The organism is Streptomyces sp. Rer75 (assembly GCF_013414305.1).
Classification (GTDB): Bacteria; Actinomycetota; Actinomycetes; order Streptomycetales; family Streptomycetaceae; genus Streptomyces; species Streptomyces himastatinicus.
On sequence record NZ_CP058693.1, the window covers coordinates 8,521,435 to 8,534,519 of the forward strand.

The 13,085-nt window shown below is 67.8% G+C and carries 10 protein-coding genes and 1 pseudogene; 7 read left to right on the forward strand and 4 right to left on the reverse strand.

The window, feature by feature from the left end; all coding sequences use genetic code 11:
- Positions 1-25: 25 nt before the first annotated feature.
- Positions 26-835 (reverse strand): inositol monophosphatase family protein, encoded by an 810-nt coding sequence (locus HYQ63_RS36635; protein ID WP_179937994.1) that lies wholly within the window; start codon positions 833-835, stop codon positions 26-28.
- A gap of 866 nt (positions 836-1,701) precedes the next feature.
- On the opposite strand from HYQ63_RS36635, the gene HYQ63_RS36640 reads away from it, so the two are divergent.
- The 6 genes and pseudogenes from HYQ63_RS36640 to HYQ63_RS36660 all read left to right on the forward strand — a co-directional run bounded on the left by HYQ63_RS36640 (position 1,702) and on the right by HYQ63_RS36660 (position 9,749).
- Complete coding sequence (locus HYQ63_RS36640) at positions 1,702-2,442, forward strand: GNAT family N-acetyltransferase (RefSeq protein WP_373689234.1); 741 nt, start codon at positions 1,702-1,704, stop codon at positions 2,440-2,442.
- Positions 2,443-2,507: 65 nt separating this feature from the next.
- Complete coding sequence (locus HYQ63_RS36645) at positions 2,508-2,753, forward strand: response regulator transcription factor (protein ID WP_179937996.1); 246 nt, start codon at positions 2,508-2,510, stop codon at positions 2,751-2,753.
- A gap of 400 nt (positions 2,754-3,153) precedes the next feature.
- Positions 3,154-3,279, forward strand: a pseudogene (locus tag HYQ63_RS45205) (integrase); the annotation flags it as partial.
- 78 nt (positions 3,280-3,357) lie between these two features.
- Positions 3,358-3,876, forward strand: coding sequence for a helix-turn-helix domain-containing protein (locus HYQ63_RS36650; RefSeq protein ID WP_257232373.1), 519 nt, complete (start codon positions 3,358-3,360; stop codon positions 3,874-3,876).
- Positions 3,877-4,409: 533 nt separating this feature from the next.
- Positions 4,410-4,703, forward strand: a complete 294-nt coding sequence (locus tag HYQ63_RS36655; RefSeq protein ID WP_179937997.1) for a hypothetical protein — start codon at positions 4,410-4,412, stop codon at positions 4,701-4,703.
- A gap of 708 nt (positions 4,704-5,411) precedes the next feature.
- Positions 5,412-9,749, forward strand: coding sequence for a serine protease (locus HYQ63_RS36660; RefSeq protein WP_179937998.1), 4,338 nt, complete (start codon positions 5,412-5,414; stop codon positions 9,747-9,749).
- Positions 9,750-10,047: 298 nt separating this feature from the next.
- Here HYQ63_RS36660 and HYQ63_RS36665 read toward each other — a convergent pair whose 3' ends face one another.
- Positions 10,048-10,668 (reverse strand): GAF and ANTAR domain-containing protein, encoded by a 621-nt coding sequence (locus HYQ63_RS36665; protein ID WP_306664861.1) that lies wholly within the window; start codon positions 10,666-10,668, stop codon positions 10,048-10,050.
- 377 nt (positions 10,669-11,045) lie between these two features.
- On the opposite strand from HYQ63_RS36665, the gene HYQ63_RS36670 reads away from it, so the two are divergent.
- Positions 11,046-11,480 carry a hypothetical protein gene (locus HYQ63_RS36670; RefSeq protein WP_179938000.1) on the forward strand — a complete coding sequence of 145 codons (435 nt, stop codon included), beginning with the start codon at positions 11,046-11,048 and terminating at the stop codon, positions 11,478-11,480.
- A 101-nt stretch (positions 11,481-11,581) separates the two neighbouring features.
- On the opposite strand, the gene HYQ63_RS36675 is transcribed toward HYQ63_RS36670, so the two are convergent.
- On the reverse strand, positions 11,582-12,580 hold the full coding sequence (locus HYQ63_RS36675) for a hypothetical protein (protein ID WP_179938001.1): 999 nt from the start codon (positions 12,578-12,580) through the stop codon (positions 11,582-11,584).
- Entirely contained in the window at positions 12,553-12,864 is a 312-nt protein-coding gene (locus HYQ63_RS36680; protein WP_179938002.1) for a hypothetical protein, read from the reverse strand. The genes HYQ63_RS36675 and HYQ63_RS36680 overlap by 28 nt, the downstream gene beginning before the upstream one ends.
- Positions 12,865-13,085 lie beyond the last annotated feature (221 nt).

A 13,085-nucleotide genomic window follows, 5' to 3' on the forward strand; every position in this document is an offset into this window, starting at 1 on the left:
CCTTTCTGAATCGTTTCCCTGGAGTTCACAGGTCGGCGAGGGCGTACTTCAGCCCGGTGACGACTTCGGGAGAGCCCGCGAGGAAGGCGTCGATCTGCCCGGCCCGAACGGTTTCGCAATGGCCTCCGGCGGCCTTCACGAGAGCGATACCGGCCGCGATGTCCCAGATGTTGAGATTGATTCCGACGTAGCCGTCGAGCGAACCGTCGGCCACCGAGAAGAGGTCGCAGGCGGCGGATCCCACCCAGCGCCAGTCCTGGACATGAGAGACCAGGACCGGCACGATCTGCTGCAAGGTGAACGCCCGTGCGGTGGCGTCGTGGCACAGGCCAACTGCAACCAGAGCCTCGTTCACCTTGACCGAGGAGACCGACATCGGGCGTTCGACGCTGGAGTAGATCCGGTCTCCTTCGGCGGCAGCCCAGTCTCCGTGAGCAGGCCGAACCACGGCGCCCGCAAAGATCCCGTCGCGTGCCTCAAGGCCGACCGAGACGGCGAAGTCTCGTCGCCCGTGCACGAAGTTCGTGGTCCCGTCGATGGGGTCGATCACCCAACGCAGCCCAGAGGTCCCCTCCCGAGACCCGGTCTCTTCGGCGAGGATCCCGTCGCTCGGGCTTCGGTCCGAGAGGTGGCTGATGATCGCGCGCTCTGCTTCCTTGTCGGCGCGAGTCACGAGGTCGTAGCGGGCTCCCTTGCTGGTGACCGACTGGAGGAATTCCGCCGCGTGTTCATCAATGGCCCTGGCACCCTCCTTCGCCGCCTCTAGTGCTAGGGCTGCGTATGTTAAGTCCACGCCCCCGTGCATCGACGTGACCAGCATTTCGTTTTCTCGCATCAATACCCCATGAATCGGTGTGTGATCGAATGAATCCCTTGAGTGACCACCCTTGCTCACGGATTGATCTTGCGTCAACTACTTCAAGTGACATCGATGTAAACAGCAACGATTGTCTTGATTCGTTTCGTTGGGGTTGTGGGTGTTCTCGCGCCGAGGGCAAGGGCTTGTTGCGGGGTGGCGGTGAGTGTTACTTCGGGTTGCATGTCGAGAGGGGTGGTGTCCGAGTTATGGCATTTCCAGCATTTGCTGGAGTGTTGAATTAGCCATCAAGGTTTCTCGTGCCACTATCGCGATTCCAAGCCCTGAGGCCGAAATCGATCGAATATACTTACCTTTCACAAAGATGTCAGGTGCCGTTGTTCGACCGGCGGTCTCGAGGTCGGATGTGATCAAGCGGAGTGAGGCACTGTGCTTGGACGCGGTTGAGCGAGTGCCATCAAGATTCCGACGACACTCGCTCCACCCATGCGATCGGCGCACCAATCGCTGCCTCCTCGGCCACCTCCAGGGCACGCTCGATGCGTGGTTCGCGCGCTGCCGTCGCTCGTGTTTCGCAGTTTTGAGTGATCAGGTGGCGAACAGGCCGAAGGGGACGGCGCGTTCGACTGCGCGGCGGGGGCGGTCCGAGCGGGAGCCCGGGACTGCTCGCAACGGCTCCGAGCCACGCCACGCGAAGGCGTCCTCGGCCGTCACCTCGGACCCCGGTGCCGCGATGCGCCACGGCGGAATCCGAACCTCCGGCCGATGGGCAGCGTTGTATAGGACGAAGGGCATTGCACACACGACAATGTGAGGGGTTTGCGGTGACAGATCTGACGGCCGCGGTCGAATCGGTGGAGCAGCTCTCCACGGTCTGGCGCGCCATGGTGCTCGACCGGGACGAGGAGGCGGACGTACGGGATCTTCCTGGTGTCGCCGTCCGCTGGGCCGACTGCCGCTTCGCCTTCTGGAACGCGGTGACACTGACCGACGTCGGAGCGGACGCGGCGCTCCTCGACCAGCGTCTAGGGCAAGCGGCGGACATCATGCGGTCCAAGAAGCAGCCGGGCTTCCTGTGGCTCTTCGAGGACTTACTCGCGGACGACGCGCGCGCGGCACTGGGAGAGGCGGCACAGCGCGCGGGCCTGGTCTATGCCTTTCCCGGTACCGGCATGGCGGGCGACCTTCTGCCGATCCCCGAGCCGCACCACCTGGACCTGACGTTCGAGCGGGTGACCACCGACGAACAGCTGCGGGCCTACGCGGACATCAACTCGCGCGCCTACGGCTTTCCCCTCGAGGAAGGCCGCGACGGCATCGTCGGCTCCACGTTGTGGAAGAAGGAGGTGTACGCCTACCTGGCCCTGCGGGACGGTGTCCCGGTCGCCTGTGCCGCGACGGTCGGGGCGCAGGGCCGCCTGTTCGTCGTGCTCGTCGCCACCGATCCGGACGCGCAGCGTCGAGGGTACGGCGAGGCGGTGACGCGCAAGGCGCTGTATGAGGGCGCCCGCGCCACCGGCCTGACCCGCGCCACTCTGCACGCGACCGCCGCCGGGGCACCCGTGTACCCGCGGATCGGCTTCGAGCCGAACTCACCGATGCACTTCTACGGGCTGGCGGACTGACCCACCGACGGCGTTGTCTACGGCTGGTGGCACAGCTCGGCTCATGGTCCCCTTAGTGTTCGATCATGGACACGAATGCCCGGCGCACCGCCAGGGCGCGGCGTCTGGTGGACGTGCTGACGGCACGCGAGCGGGAGGTCCTCGTACTGGTCGGCCTCGGACTGTCCAGCGCCGAGGCAGGCAGAAGGCTTTACTTGGGGGAGGGCACGGTCAAGACGAACGTCCGGAACATCCTGGCCAAGTTGGACTGCGCCAACCGCGTCCAAGCCGCGATCCTCGCCCATGAGTCCGGCCTGCCGTCGGCAGAGTGACAGTGGTTGTCTCCTACAGCCTGTTCCCTGACGCTGGTCCGTTCCCGCGGAACGGAATGCCTCTGCGGACGGGGGAGAGGAGCGCGTACGTGGTGTGGGAGCGTCGAGCTGCTGGGGGTCAAGGGGTCGCAGGTTCAAATCCTGTCGTCCCGACGGTGTGACCAGCGGGTTTGCCAGTGATGGCAGACCCGCTGATTGCGTTCGTGTGACACGTGATGGCATCACGTGAGCGCCGCTCTGTGGCTGCCACGGCGCCCCTGGCCGGAGGCATCGTGCAGGGAGAGGCCGCGGCAGGCATGGAGAGGATTGAGGTCTCAGGCCGCCTGCCTTTCTGACGCACTGCCAGGGCCGGTGGCGGGGCGTTCCCGGTCGGCGCGCTCCAGGGCGCTGCCAATGGCGGCGACGGCGTCGCGGGGACCGGACCCTGAACTGGAACCAGAGCCACCTCCTCCATGCCCTGCGCGAGTACGAGGCCCTCTACAACGAACACCGCCCGCACAGAGCCCTGGAACAAGCCGCTCCATGCCTGAAGGGTGTCTTTATTGCCGTACGGTGGTTGACCTGGGGCTTTGAGATCGCTTGCGTGTGGGCATGATCAATGATTGTGGGTCTGCGACTGCTCTACCTGATCTTCCGTCGACTACTGGGCTGCTTACTCTTGCTGGGCCGATCGACCGCCGCGAACCATGCTGAGATCCTCGTGCTTCGTCATGAGGTCGCTGTACTTCGCCGGCAGGTCGAGCGGCCGCGGTTTTCGTGGGCTGATCGTGCCGTGTTCTCCGCTCTCGCGCGGCACCTTCCCTCCGTCTTACGTCGCCATCGGCTGGTCACCCCGGGCACGCTGCTGACCTGGCACCGGCGTCTGGTGCGCTGGAAGTGGCGCCAGACGGCGGTCGGACCTGGCCGGCCATCATTGCCGGAAGGGACGGTCGCGCTCATTCAGCGTTTGGCGCGAGAGAACCCGACCTGGGGATACGTCAGGATTCAAGGTGAGCTGCGGCGGCTTGGCCATCGGGTCGCCGCCGCCACGATCCGGCGCGTCCTGCGCGGCACATGGGTCACTCAGCTCGCCCGCAACCTGCTCATGGACGTCGAGGACAGAGGGCAGAATATAGGAGCGTGAGCGTGGTACGGGTGTCCTTTGGCGCGGCGAGTGATGACGTGTCTCTAGACCTACAGCGCCGTACCGAGCCCCTGCGTGCCGTCGTCAACCGTATGCCCCTGAGGTCACCCCATCGATCCGGATGCCTTCTGCATCGAGAGGCATAAGTACCCCTTGTCGGCCCTCGACTCCCTTTCGGGGTGGGAGCACGGCACCGTGCTCCCCATGCGACAGGGGGAGCACGGACTGCCGGTGCTCTCTCCGGGGCCAGTTTTCGCAGGCAGTCCGCACGCGGGTGTCCTGGTCGCCGTGGAGGGTCTGCGTCAAGGCGCGGCAAAGCCCCTTGGCGTCCGTCGGCAGATAGGGCACTCCCAGAGTGTGAGCGCCGTATCCGGCTCTGTGGCGCCGCAGCGAGACAGTCCGCGGAGGTCTCGCTGGAAAAAAGTGTGCCAAGCGAGCGAAGGTGATGGCGTTGATGAGTGAGCTTGGCGTGCTGATCGACGAGATCTTCGCCCGTTGTAGTGGCGGGCGTATTCGTCCAGGACGCTGCGCAGATGGTGCTGGCCGAGGATGAGCATGCGGTCGGTGACCTCGGACCGGACGGTGAGCACGAATCCGCACGCGTTCGTGCGTGGGCTGCGTGGAGGGATCTTCACGACCGTGATGCCGGCGCTGGCCAGGACAGCGTCGAAGGAGGTAGTGAACTGTCCGGCCCGGTCACGCACCAGGAACGCGAACTCGGAGGCTCGGTGACCCAGTTCCATCAGGAGGTTGCGTGCCTGCTGCGCGGTCCAGGGGCCGTCGGTCAGACGGAGTGGCTTACTGTCCGACTGCTGGTCGTCGGCTGAACCAGCAGATGATCGATCTCGGCGCTGACATGGTTCCGCGCAGCCGACCTCGCCGCCGGTATCCGCTCCGCGCGCGCCGCTCAGATCCCCGTGTGGGAGGTCCACACCCCAGATCAGCCGTAAGCACAACCGACCGACACGACTCAGGCTCACGGCTACCACCACGCGTCACCGATCGGGATGTGGAGCATGCAGCGGACGGACGATCTGGCACGGGGAGTTCAACTCGTATGTGTTTCCGGCGTTCGGGCCCGAGCAGCCAGCTGCGAGGTCAGCTGACCGATGGTCGTCCTCCCCGCCGGGACGCAATCCCTTCTGGAGGGACCAATGCTGGTGGTGGCACCATGAGTTGGGGCGAAGGGGTGGGGATTCCTTGCGGGACGACAGGCGGCAGATCCAGACGGCGGTATTGGGTAGCGCGGACGCGGAGGAGCCGCTGATGCTGCTGTTGGGGCCGATCGAGCTGGACGCCTTCCGTCACTGGCACGAGCACGACACGTTGTGGTGCGGGTTGCTGCTCGGCGGCTGCGGCGGCCAGCTGACGACCAAGCTCTACACCGACCGGGTCTGCCACTTCGACCACGTGCGCCGTGAGGCGCTCGATTGTCGAGTGGAGGTGAAAGACCTCCACCGCCGTACAGACCTCAGGAGTTGCCATACTCCGCTGTGGAGTTGGCGGGGATGGGGGAGCAAGAGGGGGGAATTGTCGTGCCGGATTCGCGTAGCCCCGAGGCGGTGCTGGGGGCAGCAATCCTGCGAGTACGCGCGCCGGACAGCGCCGATGGAGCCGACGGAGCCATCGGCGGGGCGGGATTTCTGATCACCAGCGACCTCGCGCTGACCTGTGCGCACGTCGTGTGCGATGCGCTGTCGCTTCCGCGGGATGCGCCCCGGCCCGACGGGGTGTGCCTCACCGTCGACCTGCCGCTGGACGGCGGTGGGCGAGGACGCGCAAGCGCCGAGGTCGAGCATTGGGTGCCCACCGCCCCCGACGGCAGGGGCGACATCGCTGTACTGCGGCTGACGGCTCCGATCCCGGGGGCGCGGCCAACGCGCATGGCGGAGGCGGACACCGTCTGGGAGCACGCTGCACGCGTGGCCGGGTTCCCGGCGACCTCGCCGGGGGGCGTCTGGCACCGGGGGAGGCTGCTGGGCGGGACCGCCGAGGGATGGGTGCAGTTCTCGGCGGCCGACGGCGAGGCCGCTCCCGTACAGGGCGGTTTCAGCGGCAGCCCGGTGTGGGACGAGCAACTGGGTGTCGTTGTGGGGATGGTGACCAGAGCTCAGGTCACCGGGGAGCGGCGGCAGAGCTTTCTGATAGCGACGCGCATGATCGCACAGGCGGTGCCGGAGCTGGCCGAGGTGCTGCGCCCGGCGACCCCGTTCCGTGGGCTGGCCGCCTTCCGGGAGGAGGACGCGGCGGTCTTCTTCGGGCGGGAGGCGGAGGCCGAGGACATCGCCCGGCTCGTACGGGCGCATCCGTACGTGACGATGGTGGGGCCGTCGGGCAGCGGGAAATCCTCCCTGGCGTTGGCCGGTGTCGTACCGCGGTTGCGTACCGAGGGCTTCGAAGCCCTCGTCGTACGGCCGGCCGCCGGGCGGTCGCTGCTGACCACACTCGCCTCGGAGCTGGTGGCGCTGCTGCACCCGGAACTGCGCGGCACTGAAAAACTGCTCAGGACGCGGGAGCTGGAGCCGCTGCTGAGCGAGCCCGGCAGGCTCGCGGAGACGATCCGGCTGGTGCTGGAGGAGTCGGGGGCGGGTCGCCTGCTGGTCGTCCTGGACCAGGGGGAGGAGCTGTTCGCGGGCGGCGGGGAGGCGGCCCAGGCTGCGGCTGGGGTGCTGTTTCCCGCCGACCCGCCAGAGGAGCTGCGGGTCCTGGTCACCTTGCGCGCGGACTTCCTGGAGGCCGCGCTGTCCCATCCGGCAACTGGTCCGGCGCTCAGCCGTACGGTCCACGCCCTCGCCCCGATGGACCGCGAGCAACTGCGTGCGGTGATCATCCGGCCTGTGGAGACCGTCGCGGGTGTGGAGTATGACCCGGGACTCGTCACGGCCATGCTGGATGACGCGGGCGCCGAGCCGGGCGCGCTGCCGCTGCTGGGCTTCGTCCTGGAGCGCTTGTGGCGCGAGCAGCGGCACGGAGTCCTGCGCTTCGACACCTACCAGGAACTGGGCGGCGTGCAGGGCGCCCTGGGCCAGCAGGCCGAGACCATCTGGCGTGCGTCCGTGGCGGACCAGGACACGGATACGGCGCTGCGGCTGCTGACCGGGCTGGTGCGGGTGCTCCCGGGCGGCGAGGGCACCCTGCGCAACGTCCTCACCCGCGAGGAGGCGGGTCAGCAGCGGTGGCGGATCGCCCAGGCGCTCGCCCGGCAGCGGCTGCTGGTCCTGGGGAGCAGCCCGGAGGCGGGAGAGACTGTTGAACTCGCGCACGAAGCGCTGATCCGGGCCTGGCCCCGCCTCGCTCAGCGAGTGGAGGACGATCGGGCGTTCCTGACCTGGCGGGCGGGCCTGCGCCGGGACATGGAACGCTGGGAAGCGTCGGAACGGCGGACGGAACGGTTACCCGGCGTGGACGAGCTGCGGGCCGCACGGCCGTGGCTGGACAGCCGGAGCGCGGAGCTGACCGCGGGGGAGCGGAACTTCCTGAAGAGGGGGCAGCAGCACCGCCAGAAGGTGATGAGAGCCAAGCGTGCCGCCTGGGCGGCCGGAGCCTTGGTGATGGTGTTGCTCGTCACGCTCAGCACCAGCCTGGTCGTCACGTCGGGAGCCAAGGAACAGCGGGAGGCCGAGGCACACTCGCGGGAGCTGGCCGGCATCTCGGCGGATCTGGCGGAGCAGGATCCGGTGCTGGCGGCCCGAGTGGCGATGGCGGCGTACGAGGCCGCGCCGACGAGGGAGGCCAGCAATGAGCTTCTCCGGCGCTACATGGGGTACCGCGATACACAGTGGGCCGTATCCGGTACGCAGGGCGCCATCGACGCGATGGCGACCAGCGCTGATGGCGCGATCACTCTGATCACCACCGAACTGGGCCGGGGGACCCTCTTCGTACGGGGCGCGGACGGGAAAGTCCGCAGGGTCCAGTTCCCCGTCGAGCGGTACCTGGGCTATCCGATGGTCAGCGCGGACGGCAGACGAATCGCTTACACGACGGAGAAGGGCTCGCTTGTCTGGCACGAGGTGCGGTCCGACTCCAAGGCGCTGCTGGGGCCTGGCCACACCCTCCATGGCGGTGGCACCGCACACGACGACAACAAGAGGATCGACTTCGCCCAACGCCGCATTGCTGTCCTTTCCCAGGACGGCACGCGCGCCGCGACGATCTCCGGCAGACAGATCGACCTGTGGGATCTGGAGGCCGGTAAGCACCGGACGTTGCCGCTCTCGGCGCCGGCTGCCCTCTCCGTGTCGTTCGGTCCCGACAACCACACACTCGTGGTGGACGAGGAGGCCAAGACCCCCAACCTGGCCCAGATGGGCCCCGTGGTGGCCATGGACGCCCGTACGGGAAAGCCCCGGAAGCTGGGAGCCACGATCAGCTCGACCGCGGTGTCGGGTGACGGCTCGACGGCCGTGATGTGCACGCAAGGCGGGGACGACTCCGACCGGCAGGTCGTCTACCGCGCGGTACGGGTCAAGGACGGCCGGGAGATCAGCCGTTACTCCGACGAGAATCTGATCGGCTGCAACGACATGGCCGTCGACAGCGCGGGGCACCGGATGGTTCTGGAGGACGAAAGCCGGCGCGTACTGGTCGACGTACCCAGCGGGAAGCAGCTGGCCACGACCGACGGATTTGCCGAGTCCGACGACGGCGAGCTGACCAACCCGCAGCTGCTCGGAGGACCGGAAACACCCGTCCTGGTCACCGCGCGGGGCACTCAGGTCACCGCGCGGCCCCTGGCCACCCGACCGCAGCCCGAACTCGCAGGGCCCACGCTGCTCGACCACGGCCGACGGCTGATCGGACGAGAGGGTACGAAGGAACACCAAAGGATCAGGCTCGTCGACCCGTTGCGGCAGATGAGGTCCCTTGCCGCGAGCAGACCGCTGTCGAAGAATGACCTCGGCGGGCGTCCAGTGTGGGCGGAGGAACCGGAGGACCTGCCGCTGGCAGTTGGCCGGAACGAGAAGCTGATGGCCGACGTGGTGGCGTACAACAAGGTCGTCGTCCGGTCCTTGCCGTCGCTGCGCGAGGTATCACAGATCACCCTTCCCCTGGGCAGGGCGAACCACTTCGGCGACCGGGAGGCACCGTCCGCCCACTTCCTCAGCAGCGGTGAGCTCCTGACCCAGGTGGAGGGCCGACTGGATCGCTGGGACCCCGAGACGGGCCAGCGGCTGTCGACGGTCGATCTGCGTGATCTGAAGCTGTCGAAGCGCGGCCCCAAGCCGTTCGACCCGCAGGAAGACCCACCTGTCTCCGGCTTCTGGGTGGGGTCGTATCCCAAGAAGGACCACGTACTGGTCAAGGTCGAAGGCGATGCCAATGTGCATGTGGTGGACCTGCGCGAGCAGCGGGAGGAACAGGAACTCGGGTTCCGGGTGGGGGCGGATTCCGTGACGGTCCATATGGACCCAAGCGGCAAGTATGCGGCTGTGTACGCCCGAGGGGCGATGGTCGAACTGTGGTCCGTGCAGGCCGACGGGGAGGCGAGACGGTCCCTGGGCCCGATCGGGCCGGTCACACAATCCGGCGAAGGTCGTGGATTCGTGGCGAGCTTCCTTGCCGGACAGCGATTCCTCTTGGCCGAAGGCGACTCGGCCCGTATCTACAAGGCAGGCGGCCGTTCATACGACACGTCATACGACTTCGGTAAGCCGCAGACCTTTTTGAACGCATCGCAGGACGGGAAGGTCTTGCTGAGCAAGTCACCGGACGACTTCGCGATCCCTCCCAGCCGGGGTTTCGACGTCGTCCGGCTCGACCCCGCCCTGTGGCGTGACCAACTCTGCCGGGTTGTCGGCCAGCAGAGGTTCACGGCTTCGGAGCGGAGTGCCGTCCCCGCCGAGCTGCCGGATCGCGCCTGCCCCGACTGAGCCCGTCAGGCGCCGGCTGCCGGACGACGCAAAGGCCACGTGTGGATCGTTCCTCGCGAGACCTTTGCGTGCATGGCGCGAGTTGGACCAACTGAGCAGTCGCACGGCGATTTCGAACCGGCCGACGCTCGCGGCCATCGGTCAGTCGTTGCAGACCCGACCCCCTCTGCCGGGCCTACGGTCCACGACGACATGGCGGGTACTCGGGCCGCAAGCCGTTGCTGGGTCCCGCGCGGGAAGGCGATGGCCAGGCTTCTCCGGTCCAGAATGCGGGCCGGTGGAGCCATCTCCTCGGCGCTCAGGCGTCGAGTCCGCCGCTCGCGCAGATCTGCCGTGCGATGTCCCGCAGCTTGATGTTGCGCTCCTGGGACACCCGCCGCACCGTGTTGAACGCGTCGTCCTCGCTGATCTTGAGGCGTTCCATGAGCATGCCCATGGCCTCACCGATGGTGTGCCGGGCGGCGAGCGCGTGCTGGAGCTGGTCGGCCGTGCGGGCGCTGGAGAAGGCGACCGCGGCATGCGAGGCCAGCAGCCAGCCGACGGTCTCGCTGCCCTGGGTGAACGCGGCCGACCGCCGCGAGTACAGATTCAGGGAGCCCAGCTCCTCTTCCCTCGTGTAGAGCAGGAAGCTCATCATGCTCCCGACACCCAGTGCGCGGGCCTGGCTCGCGAACTCGGGCCACCCTTCCTGCGGCTCGGTGAAGTCGGTGATTCGGTAGACCGGCTGGCTACGGAGAGCGGCATCGAAGCCCGGGCCCTCACCGAGCCGCTCCTGCAACTGATCGCAGCGGACCACCAGCCCGTCGGTCGGGGCCAGGGTTTCCACCCGCTTGCCGCGGAAGACCAGGATTCCGGCCGCCTCACACCCCTCGACGATCTCCACGGCACGCGCGGTGACCAGCTCCAGCGTCGCGTCCACCGAGTCCTGCGCCAACAGGTCCGGGGCGCCGGGAAGCCGCGCGGGTGTGACGGTGGCGGATAAGCGGTCGGCGGGCGGAGGTGCGGGGTGTCGGCGCCGTTGCGACGCCGCTGCTCCCCCAGCGGCGGCACGCCTGTCCGAGTGCTGCGCCATAGGTGACGCGTGCGGCGGGTTCACCGCGCAGCAGGTCGGGGCGGGCATCGGGGATCGCGAAAGCCCGCATGAGCCCTTCCACCGGCCCGGGCTTCTGGCCTGTTGGGACGCTGTCCGGGATTGTCCCGGACATGTCCCGGACAGCCAAACCGTTGTCCAGCTCACTCCCGCCAGCCAACCTTGCAACTCGGCAACCGAACGGCACGCTGCTGGGATCCAGCAGCGTGACCGAATCCAACCTGACTTCGAGTCAACGAGGTGGAACAGTGAAAAGAGCGATGATGAGGGTGCTGGCCGCTGCTTCCTTAGGTAGTGCAGCGGTGCTCGGCCTGGCGGTAGCCCCGGCGACGGCCGCACCCGTCAGTAACTGGACACAGCTCAGCGATGACTTCCCCAACGAGGCTGGCGTCTCGTACGAAGCGGGAACTGACAGCTTCGAGATCTGGGACAACAACCCCGACAATCTGCGCGTATACGCGAAATGGAATTACAAGGGCATCAGCGACTCCTGGACCACATACGGAGCGCCGGTCGACTACCCGTACAGCTACACCGTGGACCGCGATCTCGTAGAGGGGCGTGTGATCTACCTCAGCGTCTGCCGGTCCGAGCCGAGCGCCACAGACCCGTGCGCTGACATCGTCGAGACCAGCACCTGACCCGGTTCAGCATGGTCCTCGGTTCCGTCGGTAACAGGCAGGACCCGGAGTTCAGCTGATCCCATTCGGGCCCGAACCCCAGTCGCTGGGATTCGGGCCCTTCATCCTGCGGCCCGCCGAAGATGGTCGGCTGTCACTGTGCCGAGCGCAAGTGTTCGCGCCGGGTGGTGACCAGAGCAGAGCGTGCCATCGGTGGCGGGTCTGCCGTCCTCCGTCCAGCCAGAGTGCTTGTGAGGGGGCTCTGGGGGAAGGTCGAGGCCGCCCATGAAGTGGGCGATGTCGATGTAGTAGGTGTAGTCGCCGCTATGGATCAGCTCGCGGAGCCGGGAGACCGTGGCGAGCAGGGCGTCGCGGAGGAGGGCGGCGATCTGGGTGGTGAGGCTGGTGGCGCGCAGGTCGAGTCCGGCGAGTAGCTGCTCGGCGAGGTCGAGTTCGTCGTCAGCGACCTCGGGGTCGGTGAAGGCCAGGACGAAGGCGCACTGGGCCTGGCAGGCGGCCCGCTCCCCGGCGACACCATGCTGCTCGGCTTCGCCGCGGGCGGCCTGATACGCGGCGGCCGCGCAGGTCATGTCGCCCGGCACCCACCACACGTCGCCCATCACGCGGTGGTGGCGGCCGGCCCAGCCGAGGGTCTGGGCGGTTTCCAGGGCGGGGCTCGTGCAGGTCGGTGGGCAGCAGGTTGGTGTCGACGACCGTGGTGAGGCGGTCGACGGTGCGGTCGCGGTGCTCGTGCTGCCGGCGGCTGAGCGCGCTGAGGGTTTCGACAGGGCGTCCGCTGCTGTCTCCAACCCGGCTCCAGGGTCGTGTGGGGCGGGTGGGGCGAGCGGTTCCCCGATCGAGTCGCTGACGTAGGACCAGGCTGCGTCCGCGAGCCAGTCGAGCTCGAGATGGTGGTCGCGGGCGAGGCGCAGGCCTTGGCGCAAGCAGCCGATGAGCAGGAGCCGGTTCCGGGTGGGGCTGGTGTTCCACTGCTCGCCGAGTGCGTCGAGGGCCCGCTGGGCGGCGTGGGCCCGGTCGCGGGGTGACCAGCGGTCGTCGGTCTGGTCATCCGCGGCGCGGATGGTGGAGCGGATCAGCCCGTGCAGGTGGAACGGCCACAAGCCGAAGGGTCTTCGCTGACGAACGGCCTCTCCACCAGCCGTGTGGCCGGCGCCTCGTGGGCCATGCCCGCGGCCCGGGTCGCCAGCACCACGTCGAAGGCGTCCAGCAGGGCGACCGGCCGCAGGACGTGCCGCTCGTCGGGGGTGAGGTCGGACAGGGGGCGGGCGATCAGGGCCGGGAAGTCCTGGTCGAAGTCGTCCGGGCCGGGGGTGTGGCCCGAGCGGCGGAGCTCCAGGAACCGCATCACCGACAGATCGAGGTAGAGGGGCAGGCCGTGGTGCACCGCATCACCGAGAGACGAGGAGAAACTCGACAACTGCGGCTGATGGGGAGATGCGTCAGGTGACGGGTACGGCGGGTTCACCGCGCAGCAGGTCGGGGCGGGCATCGGGGATCGCGAAAGCCCGCATGAGCCCTTCTACCAAAGTCTGGTCGATGTGGTAGAGCCGGGCCCGTTCATCGCGCTCGTCACCCCTGATGTGCTGATCAGTCTGACGACACCTC